This window comes from Rhodoferax sp. ZS1R25 (assembly GCF_056521335.1).
This window is the reverse complement of sequence record NZ_JBWMAZ010000002.1, coordinates 217,529-239,296: the sequence shown is the minus strand read 5'-3', so window position 1 is coordinate 239,296 and position 21,768 is coordinate 217,529. Positions and strand designations below refer to the sequence as shown.

Here is a 21,768-nt window from a genome sequence, read left to right as displayed (position 1 = left end):
GGGGCTCCCTTGTTCAATTGCCGATTTGTGCCCAGGCCTTGTCCAGCCGCTTCACGCTCACGGGCTGGGGCGTGCGCAGCTCCTGGGCGAAGAAGCTCACACGCAGTTCTTCCAGCAGCCAGCGGAATTCGGCCATGCGGTCATCCACCGCGCCCTTGCGCTCAGCCACCAGGCGCCAGTAGCGCTGCTCCTGCGGGCGTAGCTCGGTCAGGCGGGCCGTGTCGCGCGCGGGGTCGGCGCGGTACTTGTCCAGCCGCAGTGTGATGGCCTTGAGGTAACGCGCCAGGTGCTGCAGCCGGTCCCACGGCGTGGCCTGCAAAAACTTCTTGGGGATCAGGCGGTTGAGCTGCTGCTGGGCGTCTGCGGTCGCATCCGGTGCATTCTTGGTGTCCTTGATCTTGCGGGCTGCGGCAGCGTACTCCAGCAAAATCACGCTGGCCATGCGCGCCACTTCGTTGGCAATCAGTGTCAGGCGTCCGCGCCCTTCTTCGATGCGGCGCTTGAAAGCGAATTCGTCCGTGGGCAATGGGTCCAGCAGGAAGGCACGGTCCAGCGCCACAGCAATGATCTGCTCGCGCAGCTCCTCAATCGTTCCACCACCGCTGCCGTTGTCGGCCTTGCCCACGTTCATGTAGGCCACGGCCATCTTCTGCAGGTCGGGGATGTTCTTTTCCAGGTACTTCAGCGCGTCCTTGATCTGGATGGCGAACAGGCGGCGCAGGCCGGCACGGTGTTTGGCGGCGGCCACCTCGGGCTCGTCGAACACTTCTACTGTCACCGCATCGCCAGCGTCGATGAGTGCAGGGAAGCCAATCAGCGTTTGCCCGCCTTTGCGGATCTCCAGTAGTTCGGGCAGTTCTCCGAAGGTCCATGCGGTAAAGCGGCCGTCGAGAATGCTGGGCGCTATGTTTTTAGTAGTTGGTGGCGCAGTATTGGCGGGGGCTGGACGCTGATTCCGCTGAGCGCTTTGCTCCGTGTCCCCCGCCCGCTGCGCGGGCTCCTCCTTGACCTGCGCAAAGCGCCCAGCGGCCTCAGCGTCCCGGGGGCTTGTGTTCTCCTGATTCGCCGTCTGGTTCTGCGCCAGCTTCAAGCTTGCCAACGCCTGAAACGCTCCGCGCGCTTGGCTTCCCAGTTCCGCCTTCAGCGCGCCCAGGTTGCGCCCCTGCCCCATTTGCCTGCCGTGCTCGTCCACGACGCGGAAATTCATGAAGAAGTGGGGGCTGAGCATGTCGACCTTGATGTCGGCTTTGACGATGTCCAGCGAGGTCGCATCGCGCACCAATTTCAGCACGGCGTCCACCAGCCCGCCGCTGCCAAACTTCTCGGGCGCATTCAGCGCCTCGGCAAATCGTGTGGCTGTTTCGGGCAGCGGCACCAGCCTGGAGCGCGGGCGTTGGTGCAGCGTCTTCAGCAGCGCCTGCACCTTGTCTTTCAACATGCCAGGCACCAACCATTCGCAACGCTCGTCGTTGACCTGGTTCAGCACAAACAGCGGCACCGTCACCGTCAGTCCATCGCGCGCATCGCCCGGCTCGTGCAGGTAGGTGGCGGCACAGTCCACACCGCCCAGGCGGATCGTCTTGGGGAACGATGCGGTGGTGATACCGGCCGCTTCGTGGCGCATCAGCTCTTCGCGCGTGAGCTTCAGCAAGTCTGGCTGCTTCTTGACCTCTTCGCGGTACCAGCGCTCAAAGCTGTAGCCGCTGCACACGTCGGCGGGCAGCTGCTGGTCGTAAAACGCGTAGATCAGCTCGTCGTCCACCAGCACGTCCTGGCGGCGCGCCTTGTGCTCCAGGTCTTCCACCTGCTTGATCAGCTTCTGATTCGCGGCTAGGAACGGCAGCGTGGTCTCCCACTCCTTGCCAACCAGCGCTTCGCGGATAAAGATTTCGCGCGCTCCGTGCAAATCCACCCGGCCGTAGTTCACCTTGCGCCCGCTGTAAACCACGATGCCATACAGCGTGGCCCGCTCCAGCGCCACCACTTCGGCCGCCTTCTTTTCCCAATGCGGATCGAGCAGTTGTTTCTTCAGCAAATGCCCGCCCACGTTTTCAAGCCACTGTGGCTCGATATGGGCAATGCCACGGCCAAACAGCCGCGTGGTCTCCACCAGCTCCGACGCCACGATCCACTTGCCGGGCTTCTTGGTCAGATGCGCGCCCGGGTGCGCGAAGAACTTGATGCTGCGCGCGCCCAGGTACTCGCCGTTCTGCCCCTCCTCCAGCTTGCAGCCGATATTGCCCAACAGGCCAGACAGCATCGACAAGTGCAGTTGTTCGTAGCTGGCAGGCGTAGTGTTCAGGCGCCATTTGTGCTCGGCCACCACGGTGTGCAACTGGCTGTGGATGTCTTTCCACTCGCGCACACGGCGCATATTGACGAAGTTCTGGCGCAAGAGCTGTTCGTACTGGCGGTTGGTCAGCTTGTGCTGGCCCGTGGTCGCCGTAGTGGCGGTAACGGACTTTTCGCCCCGCGCATCGTGGATCCATTTCCACAGCTTCAGGTAACCTGTGAACTCACTCTTCTCATCGTCAAACTTCTGATGCGCCGCATCCGCCTGCTGTTGCGCCTCCATAGGCCGGTCGCGCACATCCTGCACGCTGAGCGCCGATGCAATCACCAGCGCCTCGTCCAATGCCTCACGGCTACGGGCTTCCAGCAACATGCGACCCACGCGCGGGTCCAGCGGCAGCTTCGACAATTCGCCGCCAAGCGGCGTCAGCTCATTCGCATCGTCCACCGCGCCCAGCTCATTGAGCAACTGGTAGCCGTCGGCAATCGCACGGCCTGATGGACGCTCCAGAAACGGAAAGTCTTCCACGATGCCCAGATGCAACGACTTCATCCGCAAGATCACGCCCGCCAGCGACGAACGCAAAATTTCCGGATCGGTAAACCGCGGCCGGCCGTCAAAGTCCTTCTGGTCGTACAGCCGGATGCAAATGCCGTTGGCCACGCGGCCGCAACGCCCGGCGCGCTGATTCGCCGAGCTCTGGCTGATGGGTTCGACCAGCAACTGCTCCACCTTGCTACGAAAACTGTAGCGCTTCACGCGTGCTGTACCTGCGTCAATGACGTATCGGGTGCCTGGAACGGTCAGCGAAGTTTCGGCCACGTTGGTCGCCAACACAATGCGCCGCCCGGTGTGGCCGTCAAAAATACGGTCCTGCTCGGCCGGGCTCAGGCGGGCAAACAGCGGCAGCACTTCGGCGTTGCGCATGATCGGGCTGTGGCTCAGGTGTTTGCGCAGGTGGTCAGCAGCCTCACGAATTTCGCGCTCGCCGGGCAGGAAGACCAGGATATCCCCCTGGTTGTGCGGGTCGCGCCACAACTCGTCCACGCCATCGGCAATGGCGTTGTTAAGGTCGTACTCGCGCGATTCTTCAAACGGCCGGTAGCGCTGTTCCACCGGGAACATGCGGCCCGAGACCATGATGACCGGTGCCGGGCCTTTTTTACTAGCAAAGTGGTCGGCGAACCGCTGCGCGTCAATCGTGGCCGAGGTCACGATGATTTTCAGGTCCGGCCTGCGCGGCAGGATCTGGCGCAGGTACCCCAGCAAAAAGTCGATGTTCAGCGAACGCTCGTGCGCTTCGTCGATGATGATGGTGTCGTAGGCGTTCAGCAGCGGGTCGGTCTGTGTCTCCGCCAGCAAGATGCCGTCGGTCATCAGCTTGACGGAGGCGTCTTTGCTCAATCGGTCCTGGAACCGCACCTTGAAACCCACCACATCGCCCAGCGGCGTTTTCAGCTCTTCGGCAATGCGCTTGGCCACGCTGGAGGCCGCAATACGGCGCGGCTGGGTGTGCCCAATGAGCTTGCCGCGCTGCCCTTCGGGGTAGTTGAGCTTGCCCCGGCCCATGGCCAGCGCGATCTTCGGCAGCTGTGTGGTCTTGCCAGAACCGGTTTCCCCACAGACGATGACTACCTGGTGCGCCGCAATGGCGTCCATGATTTCGTCGCGTTTGCCCGACACCGGGAGCGACTCTGGGAATTCGATTTGCAAGGGGCTGGCAGTCAAGGGCTGGTCTTCGTAGAGAATTGCGGATTATCCCTGCCCTGACCACCCTTCACCCGACCGCCCACACGCCGCAATGACCTCTGTCTTTAACTTCACCTTTGTGCCCTGGTTCCGGTCGGTTGCGCCTTATATCCACAAGTTCCGCAACCAGACCTTTGTGGTGGGCATCGCGGGTGAGGCCATTGCCGCCGGCAAGCTGCCGCATTTGGCACAAGACTTGGCCATGATCCAGAGCATGGGTGTGAAGATTGTGCTGGTGCACGGCTTTCGCCCGCAGGTGAACGAGCAACTGAAGGCCAAGGGCCACACACCTAAGTACAGCCACGGCATCCGCATCACCGACGAAGTGGCACTGGACTGTGCGCAAGAGGCCGCAGGCCAGCTGCGGTATGAGATCGAGGCGGCATTCAGCCAGGGCCTGCCCAATACGCCCATGGCCGATTCCACGGTGCGCGTGATTTCCGGCAACTTCATCACCGCACGGCCCGTGGGCATCGTCGACGGTGTGGACTTTCAACACAGCGGCCTGGTGCGCAAGGTGGACATTGCCGGCATCACCAAGACGCTGGACATGGGTGCCATGGTGCTGCTGTCGCCGTTTGGCTTCTCCCCCACCGGTGAGGCGTTCAACCTGGCCATGGAAGAAGTGGCAACCAGCGTCGCCACCGCCTTGCAGGCCGACAAGTTGATCTTTTTGACCGAGGTACCGGGCATTCGCATGGACCCGACGCAGCCCGCCAGCGAAGACAACCCCATCGATACCGAGCTGCCGCTGGCAGCCGCCGAAAAACTACTCAAGGCCTTGCCCGCCGCCAACCAGCCCAGCGACGTGGCTTTTTACCTGCAGCACTGTGTGAAGGCTTGCAAGGCTGGTGTGGAGCGCAGCCACATCATCCCGTTCTCGGTGGACGGTGCGATCCTGCTGGAGGTGTACGTGCACGACGGCATCGGCACCATGGTGGTGGACGAAAAGCTGGAAGAGTTGCGCGAAGCCACCGAAGAAGACGTAGGTGGCATCCTGCAACTGATTGAGCCGTTCGAGAAAGACGGCACGCTGGTCAAACGCAGCCGCACCGAGATCGAACGTGACGCGGGCAACTACACCATCATCGAGCATGACGGCGTGATCTTTGCCTGTGCGGCCCTGTACCCCTACCCCGAAGCCAAGACCGCCGAGATGGCAGCGCTGACCGTGTCGCCCGACGTACAAGGCCAGGGCGATGGCGAGCGCGTGTTGAAGCGCGTGGAGCAACGCGCCAAGGCCGCTGGGCTGGACAGCATCTTTGTGCTAACCACGCGCACCATGCACTGGTTCATCAAGCGCGGCTTTGTGCAGGTGGACCCCGAATGGCTGCCCGAAGCCCGCAAACGCAAGTACAACTGGGATCGCAAGAGCCAGGTGCTCGTGAAAAAGCTGTAGCCGCGCCGAGGTCCCAGAACCTCGTATACTGGTAATAACAACAGTATTTCAGATGCGGGAGCGTTCCATGCTTGACGAGACCACGGCGCCTGCGGGCCTTTTTGCCGACGACAGCCAGACTTTGCGCTGCGTATGGTGCCGCGCCACACCCAGCTACCAGCATTACCACGACCACGAGTGGGGCCTGCCCGCCAGCAGCGACACGCGCCTGTTCGAGAAGATTTGCCTGGAAGGTTTTCAGGCGGGCCTGAGCTGGCTCACCATCCTCAACAAGCGCGAGGCCTTTCGCGAGGCGTTTGCCGGGTTTGACATGGACAAGGTGGCTGCATTTGACGAGTCCGACGTGAAGCGTCTGGTGCTGGACGCGGGCATCGTGCGCCACCGCGGCAAGATTGCCTCCACCATCAACAACGCCCAGCGCGCCCAAGAATTGCGCAAGGAATTTGGTTCGCTGGCGGCCTATTTCTGGCAATTTGAGCCCGAATCTGCCAACCGACCCAGCACCATCACGCAGCAGACGCTGAGCGGTGTCACCACCTCACCCGAATCGATTGCTTTGTCCAAAGACCTGCGCAAACGCGGCTGGAGCTTTGTGGGGCCCACCACCATGTACGCCCTCATGCAGGCCATGGGCCTGGTGAACGACCACCTGGAAGGCTGCGCCGCACGCGACCGGGCTTTGGCCGCGCGGGCGGCGTTCAAGCCCCCCGTTAAAGCTTGAACACCGCGACCGTTTTCACCAGGTCCTGCGCCTGACCGCGCAGGCTGGAGGCCGCCGCCGCCATCTCCTCGACCAGCGCAGCGTTTTGCTGCGTGGCCTGGTCCATCTGCGTGACTGCCTCGCCCACCTGGGCCACGCCACCGCTTTGCTCGGTGCTGGCAGCGCTGATCTCGCCCATGATGTCGGTTACGCGGCGGATGCTGCTGACCACCTCGGTCATGGTGCTGCCGGCCTGGTCCACCAGGGCCGAGCCCTGCTCCACGCGATGCACGCTGTCGGTGATCAGGGTTTTGATCTCCTTGGCGGCGTCCGCACTGCGGCCCGCCAGGCTGCGCACTTCGGATGCCACCACCGCAAAACCCCGGCCCTGCTCGCCGGCGCGAGCCGCTTCCACCGCCGCGTTCAGCGCCAGGATGTTGGTCTGGAAGGCGATGCCATCGATCACGCTGATGATGTCGGCAATCTTGCGCGAGCTGTCGTTGATGCCCTTCATGGTGTCCACCACCTGGGAGACCACCTGACCGCCCTGCATGGCCACCGTGCTGGCGCTTTGGGCCAGCTGGTTGGCCTGGCGGGCGTTATCGGCATTTTGTTTGACGGTGGCGCCCAACTGGTCCATCGAGGCCGCGGTTTGCTGCAGGGCGGTGGCTTGCGATTCGGTGCGGGCTGACAAGTCCTGGTTGCCCTGTGCGATCTCTGAGCTGGCCGTCGCCACAGACTCGCTGCCCACGCGCACCTGGCCCACTATATCGGCCATGTTGTCGCGCATGGCCTTGATGCCGTGCATCACGCTGCCGTCGTCACCTGCCTTCAGCGGGATCTCCACATTGAGCTCGCCCTGCGCCATGCGGTGGGTAATGGCGTTGGCCACGCCGGGCTCACCGCCCAGCTGCCTGACGATGCTGCGGGTGATCAGCACGCCTACCCCCAACAACAGCGCCGCCAGCACCAGTGCGGCAATGCCGGACTGCACGGCACGCCCCATGATGGCTGCGTCCACCGTGTCCACATAGACGCCCGACCCAATGATCCAACCCCAGGGCGCAAAGCCTTTGACGTGGGACACCTTGAGCACCGGCTTGTCACTGCCCGGTTTGGGCCACAGGTAGGCCACGTCACCCGCGCCCTTGGCCTTCACCACGTCCACAAAGGCCACAAACAACGGCTTGCCCGTGGGATCCTTGTTTTCGGCCAGGTCTTTGCCATCCAGCTCGGGGCGGATCGGGTGCATCACCATCTTGGGCTGCATGTCGTTGATCCAGAAATACTCAGAGCCGCTGTAACGCAAGGTTTTGAGGGCGGCCATGGCGGCCAGCTTGGCCTCATCCTCTGTCATCTTGCCCTTGGTGGACAGGTCATGAAAGTGGGCCACCAGGCCATGGGCCACTTCCACCGCTTGGCGCACGCTGGCCTGTCGTTCCTGCAGCAGCAGGCTACGCTCCGAGACCATGAAGTAGCTCAGCAAGATGACCAGGCCGAGCACGGCGCTGATGGTCAGAAAGCCTAGCCGCCGGGCGACAGAATAGGACGCGAATCGAAACATAGGCTTATCTCCGGTTTGTTTTTGCCATCACCCTGCCACGAATGCAGAAGCATGGTAGACCGTTTCCCCCGCGCCGGGCGGGGGAAAACCCCGAGTCAAAGGGGACCCCGGCACGTTCAATGCGGGTGCAGATGTCGGTGGTGAATATCCGGGTAATGCACGTGCTGGTGCACCAATGGCGCATGCGTATGGGAATGCGCATGAGGCTTGTCCGTATCCCACGGAAAGGCATGCGTGTGCTGGTGGTGTTCATCGTGGCGATGCCGGTGGCTGTGCGCCAGCGGCTCATGTGCATGCAGGTGCGCATGTCGCTCCCGCACATGCAACCAAATGCCCAGCGCCATCAAGGCGGTTGCACACCAGAACAGCGCACTGGGCACAGCAGGCCACAGCACCAGAGAGATCGCTACGCCAAACAACGGCGCCACAGAAAAGTAGGCCCCTGTGCGCGCCGTGCCCAGAGTGCGCAGGGCAACCACGAACAGCGTCAGGCTCAAGCCATACCCAAAGAAGCCCATGACCATGCTGGCGCCCACAGTGGCAATCGATGGAAGCACCGCGCCACCGGTCAATGCCAGTGCCGTATTGCTCAGCCCTGCCAGCAAGCCCTTCAGCCCCGCTACCAGCATGGCGTCGTGGGTGGACACCTTGCGGGTCAGGTTGTTGTCCACCGCCCAACACAAACAGGCGCCCGCAATCAGCACGGCGCCGGAAGAGAACGTAGCACCCTTGGGCTGCCAGGACAGCAGCAAGCCGCCCACCACAATGACCGCCATGCCCAGTACCAGTGGGCGGTCCGCGCTTTCCTTGAACACCAGCCAGGCGATCAACGCCGTCAGCACACCTTCCACGTTGAGTAGCAACGACGCGGTGGCGCCGTCGGTCTGCGTCAGCCCCCACATCAACAAGGCGGGCCCCAGCACACCACCAAACACGATGGCTCCCAGCAGCCATGGCAACTCGGCATGCGGAATCTTCAGGCCTTCCAGCACCCGCCCCTGGATGCGCTGCCGAACATACCGCGCCAGCAACAACAGGCACAAGCCTAATCCGCTGCCCAGGTAGAGCAGCCCGGCCAGCAGCAAGGGCGGCACATCACCCACCAGCAACTTGGCGAAGGGCGTACTGGCACCAAACAAGAGAGCCGCGGCCAGCGCGGGAGAGGCGGAACGCATAGACATGGCCAAAGTAAAACACAGCAGCAACCCGGCATACGAAAACAGATTCAAACGAACCCAAAACATGTATTGTGTCATTCATCACAATATGAGATATTTGCTACATGAACACATGGCTCTTACTGACCGCCACCTTGCCCACCCACCCCAGCGCTCTGCGCGTGCGGGTGTGGCGGGCGCTCAAAGCCACCGGGGCGGGCACCCTGCGTGAAGGGGTGTACCTGTTGCCAGCCAGCGCCCCAACGGCCCAGGCGCTGTGGGACATTGAAAAACTCATCCACGACAGTGGGGCCGAGGCCCACATGCTGGAGGTGAGTGCACGGGACGGGCTGCAGCAAGCGGCTTTCCAAGCCCTGTTTGACCGCAGTGATCTGTATGCCGAATTGCTCCAGTCCATCAAGGATGCGCGCAAGCAGATCAAAACGGCCACGGAGGCTGAATGGCACAAAACCCTGCGCGGGCTGGAGCAACAGCTCCACACCATCCAGGTGGGTGATTTTTTCCCCGGCAAACCCGGTGAAAAAACCAGCGCAGCACTGGCTGCCCTGCGCCAGGAAGTGGCGCAGCACCTGTCCCCCGGTGAACCCAGCGCCCGCGACCAGGCCATCCCGCGCCTGGCACTGGCCGATTTTCAGGTCAAGACCTGGGCCACACGCAAGCGCCCCTGGGTGGACCGCGTTGCCACGGCGTGGCTCATCACCCGCTTTGTCGACAAAGCGCCCCGGTTTGTATGGCTGGACGACCCCAAGAAATGCCCCAAGGCCGCCCTGGGGTTTGACTTTGACGGTGCCCGCTTCACCCACGTGGGCGAGCTGGTGACATTTGAAGTGGTGGCACGCAGCTTTGGGCTGGACGCCGACACGGGCCTGCAGCGCTTGGGTCAGTTGGTGCACTACATCGATGTGGGAGGCATTCCGGTGGACGAAGCCGCTGGCATCGAAACCCTGGTGTGCGGCCTGCAAACCCAACACCCCAAGGACGATGCCTTTCTGGCCGCCGCCCTGCCTCTTTTTGACACCCTGTATGCCGCGCTGGCGGCCCGACCATGACCGACACCACCACCCCCAAACCCCTTGCCCGCCTCAGCTTTGGTGAGGCCTTTGTCTACTGGCTCAAGCTGGGCTTCATCAGCTTTGGCGGCCCTGCTGGGCAAATTGCCATCATGCATGAGGACCTGGTGGAACGCCGCCGCTGGATCTCGGAAAACCGCTTTCTGCACGCGCTGAACTACTGCATGCTGCTGCCCGGCCCCGAGGCCCAACAGTTGGCTATCTACATCGGCTGGCTGCTACACCGCACCTGGGGTGGCATTGTGGCTGGCGTGCTGTTTGTGCTGCCCTCGCTCTTCATCCTCGTGGGCCTGTCGTGGGTCTACATGGCCTATGGCCACGTACCCGCCATCGCGGGGGTGTTTTACGGCATCAAGCCAGCGGTGACGGCGCTCGTGGTGCATGCGGCTTACCGCGTGGGCTCGCGGTCCTTGAAGAACGCCTGGCTCTGGGGCATTGCTGTCGCCGCGTTTGTGTCCATCTTTGCCTTGCAACTGCCCTTCCCACTCATCGTGCTGGCTGCGGGCGCCATTGGCTATGTGGGTGGGCGCGTTGCGCCGGCCAAGTTCGCGGCAGGCGGAGGCCACGGTGCGGCGGTCAAGTCCCAGGGCCCGGCCTTGATCGACGATGACACCCCCACGCCAGCCCACGCCCTGTTCACCTGGGCGCGCTTTGCCCGCGTGCTGGTCGCGAGCCTGGCCATCTGGCTCACTGGCATGGGGCTGTTGGTAGCCGCCTACGGTTGGGACTCGGTGCTGGTGCAAATGGGCTGGTTCTTCACCAAGGCCGCACTGATGACCTTTGGCGGCGCCTATGCCGTGCTGCCCTATGTGTTCCAGGGTGCGGTGGAGCATTTCCAATGGCTCACTGCGCCGCAAATGATTGACGGCCTGGCCCTGGGCGAAACCACACCGGGCCCCCTGATCATGGTGGTGTCGTTCGTAGGCTTTGTGGGGGGGTGGACCAAGGCGATTTTTGGTGCGGACTCCCTCTTGCTCTCGGGCGCCATCGCCGCCAGCGTGGTCACCTTCTTCACCTTTCTGCCGTCCTTCATGTTCATCCTGCTGGGTGGCCCCTTCATCGAATCCACCCACGGCAACCTGAAGTTCACCGCACCGCTGAGCGGCATCACCGCCGCCGTGGTCGGCGTCATCGTCAATCTGGCGGTGTTCTTCGCATACCACGTGCTCTGGCCCCAGGGCCTGAATGGCCATTTTGAAGGGGCCTCGCTGCTCATTGGCGCCGTGGCTGCACTGGCGCTGTTCCGTTTCAAGATCGGTGTGATTCCCGTCGTCCTGGCATCTGGCCTGGCCGGACTGGCACTGACCTTTCTGCACCCCCTCCCCGTCTAAGGCCACCCATGCAAACCCCATCCACGATGACACCGGCTATGGAGCTGGCGCTGGCCAGCAACTTCGGCAACAAAGAGGCTTGGCTGGAGGCACTGCTGGCCACAGCGGCAGCGGCTCCACACGCGGGTTCAACGTTGCTGGTATTCCAGCCGAACACCGGCGTGCTGGTGAACCAGTGGTCGCCAGCCGCCAGCCCTGCCGAGAGCGGTGAGGTCGTTCTTTTGGCCTTGGGTCGGGGCGCGTTCTCTGCAACCGCCGTGGGCGATCCGGATGCCCTCATGAACAGCATTCCATGGGACCAGGTCTACGCGAGGTACCAAACCGCAGTGCACGACGCGACCGAATCCTTGGCCGCCACCCACGCCGATGTGGCCGGCGCCCTTTTGCTGGACGTGCGCCGCGCAGGCGTGTTCGAGAAGGCACCCACCAAACTGGGCGGCTCGCAATGGAGCGACCCGGCCACTGTGAGCCGCTGGGCGTGCGATTTACCCGCCAACCAAGAGATCATTGTCTACTGTGTCTACGGCCACGAGGTAGGCCGGGTCACCGCCCTGCGGTTGCATGCGGCGGGTCTCAAAGCCCGCTATCTGGCAGGCGGCATTGATGGCTGGCAGACGGCCGGGCTAGTCGTAGAGCCCAAGCCCGTAAGCGCCTGAGTTCGAGTCAGCCTCAGGACGCGGACATCGCCAACACCGGCTGACTCCACTGGTCAAACAGCGCTTCGATTTCAGCGGGCTTGTGGGGGCGGTTGCTGCCCAGCCACCAGGCCAAGAGTTCAAACAGCGCCCCGCCCAGGTAGTGCGCCTGGGCAGCGGCTTGCCAGCCGCGTGCTTTACCCGGCGTGCCGGCCACCACCAACTCAATCAACAGCTCACGAAACCGGTCTTGGACGTAGTGGCCCGAGCGGCGCCCGAGTAGGGCTCGGAACACATCCTGTGCCTCGTGCACATGGGCGATCAAGCCTGACACAAAAGCCAGTTGCCCCGGCTGCGCAGGACCCGCCAATGCCTGTGCCAGCAAGGCATCGCGCAGGCCGGCAAAGTTGGCCTTGAGCAACTCCTCCTTGTTGGGATAGTGCTGGTAGAAGGTCGAGCGACCAATATTGGCCCGGTCACACAGCGTCAGCACATCGATGGCGTCCCAGCCGCACTCCACCATCAGCTGCATCAATGCCTCACGCAGCGCATCCCGGGTGCGCTGGATGCGGCGGTCCAGCACCTCTGCGGGTGCTGGTAAACGGGTTTTCATGCGGGTCTCCTGAACACCAAAGGGTGTTGTGTCTGGTAGTGGACGAAGGACCGGGCAAGGTGCTTGGAGGCATTTGCCTGGGCCCGGAAGATAGCGGCCACGAAGCCCTTTATTGAACACAGTGTTCATTATCTTCGCAAGGAGTTTTATGCCGTCCTCTCCCTCCGCAACCTGTCCGGACCCGGAATTGATCCCAAAGCATGGCGCCATGGGCAGCGTGGTCTCCACCCTTTTTTACCCCCTGCTGCTGGGCAGCACGTTCGCGCTGTACTTCGGCGCATTGGCTCATGGCTGGAATCTGGCCACCGCGTTTGCCTGGATGGGCGGCGCGCGCATGGCATTGATGCTGGCAGTGGAGTTTGCCTACCCGGCCAGATCGGAATGGAAGATGACCTGGGCCAGCTTTAGGCGCGACCTGAAGTACATGGCCGTCAACGGTGGCCTCACGGGGCTGTTGAAATTCGGCCTGGGCTGGCTGGCGCTGGACATGAGCCGCTTCAACACGGGCATCGTGGCCAACACCTCAGTGCTGATGGAGTTTTTGGCGCTGCTGCTGGCATTCGAGTTTTTCCAATACTGGTACCACCGCCTGAGCCATGTCGGCACGGGCCGCTGGGGAGCCTGGCTGTGGAAGGTCCACGTGGCCCACCACCTGCCTGACAAGGTGTATTTGCTGATGCACCCGGTCGGCCACCCGTTGAACCTGTTGATCTCGCTGGCGCTGGTGCAGTGGCCACTGGTGGCACTGGGTGCGCGGCCTGAGTCCATCTTTTTGTTCAACGCCTTGATGGGGTTGCAAGGGCTAGTGTCGCACTTCAATGTGGACATCAAGGCGGGCCCCCTGAACTATCTGCTCGTGGGGGCAGAGTTGCATCGCTTTCACCACAGCGCAGACATGGCCGAGGCCAAGAACTTTGGGGTGCTCACCCCGTTTTGGGACTTGGTGTTTGGCACCTTTGTCTATGACCCCAAGCGCCTGCCCGCCGCGCTGGGGGTGCAGGCACCTGAGAGCTACCCCGCCAGCAGCGAACTGGGCAAGGTTTTACTCCTGCCCTTCAGGTCAGAGGGCTAAGCCCTGCGCAGGCTGCGCCAGGTCTGCAAGGACCCCACCAGTGCCAACCCGCAGAAGCACAGGAACGACCAGTTGGCGATGGTGGCGCCCAAAAAGGTCCAGTCCACCTTGCTGCAATCACCACCGCCCCGGAAGATCATGGGCAGCGCGCGCTTGAGCGGGAAGGTTTCGATCATGCCGTACAGGTCGCGCCCGCAGGACACCACCTCGGGCGGGTACCACTGCAACCAGCTTTGGCGAGCCGCCACATAGGCGCCCAGCGCGGACAGGATGACCAGCAGCACACCACCGGCAATATGAAGGCCTTTTCGGCCGCTAGCCCCCGTCAACGCTGCGCAGACTGCTACCAAAACAAGAGCGTACCGCTGCACGATGCACATCGGGCAAGGCTCTAGCCCCACCACGTGCTGCAAATACAGGCCAAACGCCAACAGCCCCACGCAGGCCAGCGCCACCACGCCATACACACGCCGCGGCGTGTGGTCCATCCAGTCCAGTACCAGTTTCAACATCAATGTCCTAGGGTTGATTGCAACATATTGGTGCCACAGTGGTGCCCGAAGTTCCCTGCGAACGGCAGGACACTCCAAACCCCATAAAATTCAGCCTTCTGATTTTCACACCATCCCGCAAAGGCATCTCCATGGCACGCACCGTTCAATGTATCAAGCTAGGCAAAGAAGCCGAAGGCCTGGATTTCCCCCCCTACCCCGGCGAGCTGGGCAAACGCATCTGGGAAGGCGTGAGCAAAGAGGCCTGGGCCGCCTGGCTCAAGCACCAAACCATGTTGGTGAATGAAAACCGCCTGAACCTGGCCGATGCGCGCGCCCGCCAGTACCTGGCACGCCAGATGGAAAACCATTTCTTTGGCGACGGCGCCGACGCCGCACAGGGCTACGTTCCACCCTCGGCTTGATCCTGCCCCTCCTCACGCCCAGCCACCTGCCCGGTGCCTGGGCAGGCCAAGCCGCCTGGACCGTGCTGGACACGCACTTTGCGACAGGCGCGGCCTTTTTCGATTGCTGGCAGGCCTGGCGCACCGACCCGCAGCGCCCCCACGTGCTGCACTACGTGGGCATTCTGAGCTTGCCGCAGCTGCAAGCCCTTGCCAGCCACCCAGACGCTTCCGTCCCCCACCCAGACCTAGTGCAGACACTGACTAAGCAGTGCAACGACCTGGGTACCGGCTTTCACCGTCTGCTGCTGGATGGGGGTCTCGTCTCCCTCACGCTGTGCGTGGGCGATGCGAAACCCGTGCTGGCCGAGTTGGCGTTCAAAGCCAATACGGTCTGGGTGCAGCCCGATACGACCTGGGACAAATGGGCCACCAAGGCGCTGGCACGCTGCTGTCAGCGTGGCGCCCGGCTGGTATTCCAGACGGCGCCCCATCAAGCCCACGCCTGGCTGGTGGAAGCTGGTTTTGTGGATCTACAAGGCAGCGCCGACCTGAGCGCTGAATTCAACCCACGTTGGTCCCTCGGCCCACGCGACACCGAGCCCGCCAACCGCACACCGGCCCACTGCGCCATCATTGGTGCGGGCCTGTCCGGGGCCAGCGTGGCGCAGGCCTTGGCGCTGCGTGGTTGGCAGGTCACTGTGCTGGACCGACACCCGGCGCCCGCCGGTGGCGCCTCCGGGCTGCCCGCTGGCCTGGTCGTACCCCATATATCGGCCGACGACAGCCCGCGCTCCCGCATGTCGCGCGTGGGCGTGCGCCTGATGCTGCACCATGCCCGCACGCTGCTTGCCGAAGGCCAAGACTGGCAACTCACCGGCGTGCAAGAACAACAGTTGGATACGGGCGGCAGCCTGTGGCACGCCCAGGCAGCGTGGATCCAACCGGCCCCACTGATCCGGCGTTGGTTGGACCACCCCCACATCCGCTACCAAGGCTCCGCCCACGTGGCTGCAATGCAATGGGGCGGCACTACCTGGCAGTTGCAAGATGCATCGGGCACCACGCTGGCACAGGCTGATGTGGTGGTGTGCGCCAATGCCACAGGCAGCGTGCCCCTGCTGCTTCACGAAGACACCGCACCCGCGCTCAACATTGGCCTGCCCCAGCGACTTGCCAGTCTGCAAGCCGTGCACGGCACCATCAGCTTGGGCCCGGCGCCGCAGCCCTTGCCCACGGACTGGCCACGCCACCCCGTTAACGGCCACGGCAGTTTTATCCCTGATGTGCCGCTGAACACGGGCCGCAGCTGGCTCGCGGGTGCCACGTTTGAGCCGGAGGCCATTCCCGAACGCGAGGGCCCAGCCATCGCGCCGCTGGCCCAGCAGCACCAAGCGAATGCGAAAAAGCTGGGGGAGCTATTGCCTGCAGTCGGCACCCAGCTGGCGCCCGAATTTGAGCATGGACGAGTCACCCACTGGTCTGGCACCCGTTGTGTCACGCACGACCGTTTGCCGCTGGTGGGGCCACTTACCGAGGGCGCACAGCCGTCTCTGTGGATACAGGTGGGCATGGGTGCCCGGGGTTTGAGTTTTTCGGCGCTAGGGGCCCAGTTGCTGGTGGCCCGCCTGTGTGGCGAACCCTGGCCCTTAGAGGCCAGCTTGGCACGCAGCCTGGATGTGGGCCGCACCGGGCGCCGCAGGGGTGCCACCCGCAAGCCGGTGTCCGAGGACTAAACGCGTTGCAGCAGACTGAACACCTGCTGGGGGTTGAATGGCATTTCCATCACGCCAATACAGCCCATGCGCTCGGCCAGGTTGACGGTTTTCCAGTTCGGTTGCTGCGCCACCGCAATCACCGTGCGCTGGGGCGATGGCAAATCTTGCAGGTGCTTGACCATGGCCCAAGCATCCAGTTGCTCGGCATCCACGTGCACCAGCACCACATCAAACGAGCGCTCCTGGAGTTTGACGTCCAGCTGCTTCAAGGTGTCTACCTCTTCCAGCGCGGTGATGCCTGCCAGCGCAAGCCGCGCCCGCAAGTACAGGCGCGCCTCGGCCGGCAGTGCCGCCAGCAAGGCGACACGGATACCGGGCGGCAGGGCTGGCGCGGCGGGCTCGTCCAGAGAGATGTCGATGTCCACATCGGGCGAGGCCACAAACAACTCGTCCAGCATGTGCACCATGGCGGTCCAGTCGACCGGACGCTGTACGGTGCGCCATGCCAGCGTAGGCGCCTGGGCGCCCACACAAATCATCTTCAAATGGGGGTTGAATCCTGGCGAGACCAGCTCCAGGCCCGCCTCATAGCTGTCCACGTCAATCAGGGCCACCTGCGGTGATGCCGGCGACTCGGGTGACCACAGCGAATACTGCAAACCGTCGCGCACCGACAAACGAAATAGCGTGTTGAGCGAATGCCGCTCAACATCACTGAACCCTACAACCTTGACCCAAACGGTAGATGCCATACACCCGAGAGTCTATCGCTCCTTGGTGTACGGTTTGCCCAGGGCCTGGGGTGCCACGGCTTTGCCGATAAAGCCTGCTAACAACACCACGGTCAGCAGATACGGCAGTGCCTGAATCAGCTGCACTGGCACCTCGCCCATGCCAGGCACATGCACACCCTGCAGGCGAATAGCCGCGGCATCCAGGAAGCCAAACAGCAGACACGCCCAAAACGCATTCACCGGATGCCAGCGGCCAAAGATCAGGGCTGCCAGGGCCATAAAGCCACGCCCCGCCGTCATGTTGGCGGAGAAATTGGCACTCTGCGCCAGCACCAGATAACCCCCAGCCAGACCGCAGAGCACGCCATTGAGTGTGAGCGCGGTGTACCGCAAGCGGCTGACCGAAACTCCCGCGGCATCCACCATTTGCGGGTTCTCACCCACCGCGCGCAAGCGCAAGCCAAAGCGGGTGCGGAACAGCAGCCACCAAGTGGCGGGCACCAGCGCAAAGGCCAGGTACACCAGTGCGTTGTAACTCAGCAAGCCCTGGCCCAGCAAATTCCCCACCACCGGAATACTCTGGGCTGCCTCTTGCAGCGCCGGGAATAGCGGCTGGATACGCACAGCTGCACTCACGGGCGGCGTCTGCCCGCCCTGTTCAAACCAGGCGATGCCCAGCACCACCGTCATGCCAGCAGCAATGATGTTGATAGCCACGCCCGACACCACCTGGTCGCCTTTGTGGCTCACGCAGGCCAGGCCATGCATCCACGACAAGGCGGTGGCCACCAGCACCCCCACCAGCAGCGCCAGCAGGGTGGACTCGTAGGTGGCCCCCATGGCACCGGCGGCAAACGCGGCCGCCAGCATCTTGCCCTCCAGGCCAATGTCCACCACGCCCGATCGCTCGGACAGCAAGCCGGCCAACGCGCACAAAATCAGCGGCGTGGACACGCGCAGCGTAGACGCCAGCATGGCAACAAACAATGTGTCATCCATGGCGCACCCCCACTTTGAAAACCTTGGCCACTTTCACCAATACCCAGCCCAGTCTGGGCGCAATCACGTACGTCATAGCACCTGAGAACAACACGATAAAACCTTGCAACATCACCACCATGTCGCGGCTGAAGCCTGTCACTTCAAAAGCCACTTCGGCCCCACCCTGGAACAGGGCGCCAAACAACACACTGGCAAAAATGATTCCTACCGGGTGGTTGCGCCCCATCAGCGCCACTGCAATGCCGGTGAATCCGGCGCCGCTGACAAACTCCAGCAGCAGGCGACCGTTTACACCCGCAATTTCGTTCATGCCCACCAGCCCAGCCAACCCACCCGAGATGGACATGGCGATGACGATCTGGTGGCGTGAGCGGATGCCCGCGTACTCCGCTGCGCTGGGGCTGGAGCCCACAGCGCGCAGGTGGTAGCCCGCCCGCGTACGCCACAAAAACAGGTACACGCCCAGCGCGGCAGCCAGGGCCAGCAACAGGCTCAGGTTCAAGGGCGAATCGGCCCACTCCAGACCCAACCAGCCTAGCGCCACATGCATGGCAGGCAGCTTGGCCGAGTCGGCAAACGCCGCGCTCTCCACTGCCATGGAGCCAGCGGGACGCAAGTGGTTCACCAGCAGGTACACCAGCAAGCTACTGGCAATGAAGTTGAACATGATGGTGGTGATCACCACATGGCTACCGCGGTAGGCCTGCAAATAGGCTGGCACCGCGGCCCAGGCCGCACCAAACAATGCGCCCGACAACACCATCAGTGGCAGCATGATCCAGGCTGGCAAGGCATGCGACAACCACAGCGCCACCAGGCCCACGCCCAGCCCGCCCATGATGGCCTGGCCTTCGCCGCCAATGTTGAACAAGCCCCCATGAAAAGCCACGGCCACGGCCAGCCCCGTGAAGATGAAGGTGGTGGCGTAATACAGCGTGTAGCTGATGCCGCGCTGGGTGCCGAAGGCCCCGTGGATTAGCACCGAGATCACCTCCACCGGGTCCTGCCCCACCAGGGCCACCACACCAGCCGCAGCCAGTAAGGCCACCAGCAGGCACACGGCCGGCAGCAGCACCAGATCAGCCCAACGAGGCAAGGGGTAGGCGCCGCTCATTGCCCACCTCCGGTCATCAACAGGCCAATGCCGGCCTCGGTGCAATCCTGAATGGCCAGCTCTCCAGTGACCCGCCCTTGGTTCATCACAATGACCCTGTCTGACAACGCCAAAATTTCGTCCAGTTCGCTGGACACCACCAGCACCGCACAACCCGCATCGCGCATGGTGCGCAGCTGCGAATAAATAAACTCGATCGCTCCAATGTCCACGCCCCGTGTGGGCTGGCCCACCAGCAACACTTTGGGCGACTGCCCCAGCTCGCGCGCCAGCACCAGCTTTTGTTGGTTGCCGCCGGAGAACTTGCTGCTTCCCAGCTCCGGGTCGCGTGGACGCACGTCAAAGCGCTCCATCATGCGGGCCGTGGCCTGGCGCATGCGACCATGGGCCATCCAGCCGCGCGTGGCGTATTCGGCCAGGCCGTCGTAACCGAGCACGGCCGATTCCCAGGCCACAAAATCCATCACCATCGCGCGGGCATGGCGGTCTTCGGGCACATGGGCCAGGCCCAGTGCGCGTGCGGTTTGTGGGTCCAACCAGCGCTGGGGTGCAAACTGTTGGCCACCCAGCTGCAGACTACCTTCTTGTGGTGCCAACAAGCCGGACAACACATCCAGCAACTCACTCTGGCCGTTACCAGACACACCTGCCACACCCACAATTTCTCCGGCTCGCAGCTGCAGGTTCAGACCCTGCAAGCGCACCACCTGCATGGCATCACGCACCAGCACATCGCGCATATCCAGCAGCACATCGCCCACCGGGCGGGTGTCCTGGTCCACACGGCCCATCTGCACCTTGCGGCCCACCATGGCTTCGGCCAGTCTTTCGATGGAAGCCTCGGCAATCGGCAGCTCCTGCACCACGCGGCCACCGCGCATCACCGTCACGCGGTCACACAGACCCATGACTTCCTTGAGCTTGTGGGTGATCAACAAAATCGTGGTGCCCTGCTCGCGCAGCACGCGCAGCACCTTGAACAGGTGCTCGGTTTCCTGCGGCGTCAGCACCGCAGTAGGCTCGTCCAGAATCAACACCTTGGCGCCGCGGTACAGCGCTTTCAAAATCTCCAGACGCTGGCGGTCGCCCACGGGCAGATCGGTCACCAGCGCATCCAGCTTGACCTGCAGACCTGTGGCCTGCATCAGGCTCTCCAGCTTGCTGCGCACCAGGGCATCCGCCTGGTTCAGCAACCAGTGGGGCTCGGCGCCCAGCATCACGTTTTCGAGCGCAGTCAGCGTGTCCACGAGCATGAAGTGCTGGTGGACCATGCCAATGCCTTGGGCAATCGCATCGTCCGCATGGCGAATGGTGACGGGCTTGCCCAGCACGGCAATCGAACCGCTATCCGCCTGGTAGAAGCCATACAGGATGGACATGAGCGTGCTTTTGCCCGCCCCGTTTTCGCCCACGATGCCATGTACGGTGCCACTATGCACGCGCAACTCCACTTCCGCGTTGGCGGCCACGGCGCCAAACCGCTTGTTGATGCCGCTCATGTGCACTGCCAGCGGGGCAGCCATGGCTGGCGATGCGCTCTCTGAACTCAAATCTCGCTCCTCACAGGGGCACTCCCATCGATGTGAAAAGCCCACGGCACCGAAGGCGCCGCGGGCTTGTCTTTCCGTGCAGCGGGCCCGGACCTGCGTCCTGCGCCCACCTTGTCAGGTTGTTAGAACTTGCAGGCGTTGTCCGCCATGAAGTCAGCCACTTTGATCTTGCCGCTGATGATGTCGGCCTTGGCGGCTTCCACCTTCTTCTTCATGTCGGCCGTCACCAGCTTGGCGTTGTTGGCGTCCACCGCGTAGTCCACGCCGCCTTCTTTCAGGCCCAACACGGAAATACCTGGCTTGTGGCCCTTGGCCACGTTGTACACAGCCACGTCCACGCGTTTCAGCATGGAGGTCAGCATGGTGCCGGGTTGCAGGTGGTTCTGGTTGCTGTCCACACCAATGGCCAGCTTGCCGCTGTCCTTGGCAGCTTGGTACACACCAATACCGGTGCCGCCTGCAGCGGCAAACACCACGTCGACGCCTTGGGAGAACTGGGCCTTGGCCAGCTCACCACCGCGTGCGGGGTCGTTCCAGGCAGCACCGGTAGTACCGGTCATGTTGCCAATCATTTCAGCCTTGGGGTTGGCGTACATCGCGCCTTGCTTGTAGCCGCACTCAAACTTGCGAATCAGGGGGATGTCCATACCGCCCACGAAACCGACCTTGCCGGTCTTGCTGGCCATGGCAGCCATAGCGCCCACCAAGAAGCTGCCTTCTTGTTCCTTGAACACTACGGACTGCACGTTGGGCAGGTCCACCACCATGTCAATGATGGCGAATTGCAGCTTGGGGAATTCCTTGGCTACTTTTTCGATGCTGGAAGCCTGGCCGAAACCAATGCCAATGATGGGGCTGGCACCGCGCTCAGCCATGCGGCGGATCGCTTGCTCGCGCTGGGATTCGTTGGTGATTTCGAACTGGAGGTATTTCTTGCCAGTTTCTTTTTTCCACTTCTCGATGCCGGTGTAGGCGGCTTCGTTGAAGGACTTGTCGAACTTGCCACCCATGTCGAACACGACGGCGGGATCAGCAGCCATTGCCTGGAAGCTGGCTGCCAATGTGGCGGCCAGCAGGCTCATGTGCACAGTAGTTTTGATGTTCATAACGTCTCGCAATTCCCTATGAGGTTTAAAAAAACACGGCTTTCA

Annotated in this window: 18 protein-coding genes; 8 read left to right on the top strand and 10 right to left on the bottom strand. The window is 62.8% G+C overall.

The annotated features are described in order from the left end of the window. Nucleotides 1-13: 13 nt before the first annotated feature. Nucleotides 14-3,952 (bottom strand): ATP-dependent RNA helicase HrpA, encoded by a 3,939-nt coding sequence (gene hrpA / locus AC097R_RS11990; RefSeq protein ID WP_479599542.1) that lies wholly within the window; start codon nucleotides 3,950-3,952, stop codon nucleotides 14-16. A 142-nt stretch (nucleotides 3,953-4,094) separates the two neighbouring features. Between hrpA and argA the strand changes: the two genes are divergently transcribed. Both argA and AC097R_RS11980 read left to right on the top strand, forming a co-directional pair. Next, on the top strand, nucleotides 4,095-5,441 hold the full coding sequence (gene argA / locus AC097R_RS11985; RefSeq protein WP_479598335.1) for an amino-acid N-acetyltransferase: 1,347 nt from the start codon (nucleotides 4,095-4,097) through the stop codon (nucleotides 5,439-5,441). Nucleotides 5,442-5,508: 67 nt separating this feature from the next. Continuing rightward, the gene (locus AC097R_RS11980; RefSeq protein ID WP_479598334.1) at nucleotides 5,509-6,162 is read left to right on the top strand and encodes a DNA-3-methyladenine glycosylase I; all 654 of its coding nucleotides are present in this window, start codon (nucleotides 5,509-5,511) and stop codon (nucleotides 6,160-6,162) included. Here AC097R_RS11980 and AC097R_RS11975 read toward each other — a convergent pair. Continuing rightward, nucleotides 6,152-7,705: a methyl-accepting chemotaxis protein gene (locus AC097R_RS11975; RefSeq protein ID WP_479598333.1), complete on the bottom strand. Its 1,554-nt coding sequence runs from the start codon at nucleotides 7,703-7,705 to the stop codon at nucleotides 6,152-6,154. The genes AC097R_RS11980 and AC097R_RS11975 overlap by 11 nt on opposite strands. Nucleotides 7,706-7,821: 116 nt before the next feature. Then, nucleotides 7,822-8,886, bottom strand: a complete 1,065-nt coding sequence (locus AC097R_RS11970) for a DMT family transporter (protein ID WP_479598332.1) — start codon at nucleotides 8,884-8,886, stop codon at nucleotides 7,822-7,824. A gap of 101 nt (nucleotides 8,887-8,987) precedes the next feature. Here AC097R_RS11970 and AC097R_RS11965 point away from each other — a divergent pair, with 101 nt between their 5' ends. Genes AC097R_RS11965 through AC097R_RS11955 form a run of 3 tightly spaced genes read left to right on the top strand, consistent with a single transcriptional unit; the run spans nucleotide 8,988 to nucleotide 11,940 of the window. Further along, entirely contained in the window at nucleotides 8,988-9,932 is a 945-nt protein-coding gene (locus tag AC097R_RS11965; RefSeq protein WP_479598331.1) for a chromate resistance protein ChrB domain-containing protein, read from the top strand. Beyond that, complete coding sequence (gene chrA, locus AC097R_RS11960; RefSeq protein WP_479598330.1) at nucleotides 9,929-11,284, top strand: chromate efflux transporter; 1,356 nt, start codon at nucleotides 9,929-9,931, stop codon at nucleotides 11,282-11,284. Before AC097R_RS11965 ends, chrA begins: the two co-directional genes overlap by 4 nt. Before the next feature lie 8 nt (nucleotides 11,285-11,292). Continuing rightward, complete coding sequence (locus AC097R_RS11955) at nucleotides 11,293-11,940, top strand: rhodanese-like domain-containing protein (RefSeq protein ID WP_479598329.1); 648 nt, start codon at nucleotides 11,293-11,295, stop codon at nucleotides 11,938-11,940. A gap of 13 nt (nucleotides 11,941-11,953) precedes the next feature. On the opposite strand, the gene AC097R_RS11950 is transcribed toward AC097R_RS11955, so the two are convergent. Next, nucleotides 11,954-12,532 carry a TetR/AcrR family transcriptional regulator gene (locus AC097R_RS11950; RefSeq protein WP_479598328.1) on the bottom strand — a complete coding sequence of 193 codons (579 nt, stop codon included), beginning with the start codon at nucleotides 12,530-12,532 and terminating at the stop codon, nucleotides 11,954-11,956. Nucleotides 12,533-12,740: 208 nt separating this feature from the next. Here AC097R_RS11950 and AC097R_RS11945 point away from each other — a divergent pair, with 208 nt between their 5' ends. Continuing rightward, the gene (locus tag AC097R_RS11945; RefSeq protein ID WP_479598327.1) at nucleotides 12,741-13,604 is read left to right on the top strand and encodes a sterol desaturase family protein; all 864 of its coding nucleotides are present in this window, start codon (nucleotides 12,741-12,743) and stop codon (nucleotides 13,602-13,604) included. Here the strand turns inward: AC097R_RS11945 and AC097R_RS11940 are convergent. Beyond that, nucleotides 13,601-14,107, bottom strand: a complete 507-nt coding sequence (locus AC097R_RS11940; protein WP_479599541.1) for a disulfide bond formation protein B — start codon at nucleotides 14,105-14,107, stop codon at nucleotides 13,601-13,603. The genes AC097R_RS11945 and AC097R_RS11940 overlap by 4 nt on opposite strands. 140 nt (nucleotides 14,108-14,247) lie before the next feature. Between AC097R_RS11940 and AC097R_RS11935 the strand changes: the two genes are divergently transcribed. Together AC097R_RS11935 and AC097R_RS11930 are read left to right on the top strand one after the other, a co-directional pair. Next, nucleotides 14,248-14,520, top strand: a complete 273-nt coding sequence (locus AC097R_RS11935) for an oxidative damage protection protein (protein WP_029709568.1) — start codon at nucleotides 14,248-14,250, stop codon at nucleotides 14,518-14,520. Beyond that, nucleotides 14,517-16,235, top strand: a complete 1,719-nt coding sequence (locus tag AC097R_RS11930) for an FAD-dependent oxidoreductase (RefSeq protein ID WP_479598326.1) — start codon at nucleotides 14,517-14,519, stop codon at nucleotides 16,233-16,235. Before AC097R_RS11935 ends, AC097R_RS11930 begins: the two co-directional genes overlap by 4 nt. On the opposite strand, the gene AC097R_RS11925 is transcribed toward AC097R_RS11930, so the two are convergent. The 5 genes from AC097R_RS11925 to AC097R_RS11905 all read right to left on the bottom strand — a co-directional run bounded on the left by AC097R_RS11925 (nucleotide 16,232) and on the right by AC097R_RS11905 (nucleotide 21,723). Further along, complete coding sequence (locus tag AC097R_RS11925) at nucleotides 16,232-16,969, bottom strand: ANTAR domain-containing protein (RefSeq protein ID WP_479598325.1); 738 nt, start codon at nucleotides 16,967-16,969, stop codon at nucleotides 16,232-16,234. The two genes, AC097R_RS11930 and AC097R_RS11925, sit on opposite strands and share 4 nt — an antisense overlap. Nucleotides 16,970-16,981: 12 nt before the next feature. Then, nucleotides 16,982-17,950, bottom strand: coding sequence for an ABC transporter permease (locus AC097R_RS11920; protein WP_477888315.1), 969 nt, complete (start codon nucleotides 17,948-17,950; stop codon nucleotides 16,982-16,984). Beyond that, on the bottom strand, nucleotides 17,943-19,067 hold the full coding sequence (locus AC097R_RS11915; RefSeq protein ID WP_479598324.1) for an ABC transporter permease: 1,125 nt from the start codon (nucleotides 19,065-19,067) through the stop codon (nucleotides 17,943-17,945). Before AC097R_RS11915 ends, AC097R_RS11920 begins: the two co-directional genes overlap by 8 nt. Next, nucleotides 19,064-20,617 carry an ABC transporter ATP-binding protein gene (locus AC097R_RS11910; RefSeq protein ID WP_479598323.1) on the bottom strand — a complete coding sequence of 518 codons (1,554 nt, stop codon included), beginning with the start codon at nucleotides 20,615-20,617 and terminating at the stop codon, nucleotides 19,064-19,066. Before AC097R_RS11910 ends, AC097R_RS11915 begins: the two co-directional genes overlap by 4 nt. A 122-nt stretch (nucleotides 20,618-20,739) precedes the next feature. Then, nucleotides 20,740-21,723: a BMP family lipoprotein gene (locus tag AC097R_RS11905; RefSeq protein WP_310338993.1), complete on the bottom strand. Its 984-nt coding sequence runs from the start codon at nucleotides 21,721-21,723 to the stop codon at nucleotides 20,740-20,742. Nucleotides 21,724-21,768: the final 45 nt, after the last annotated feature.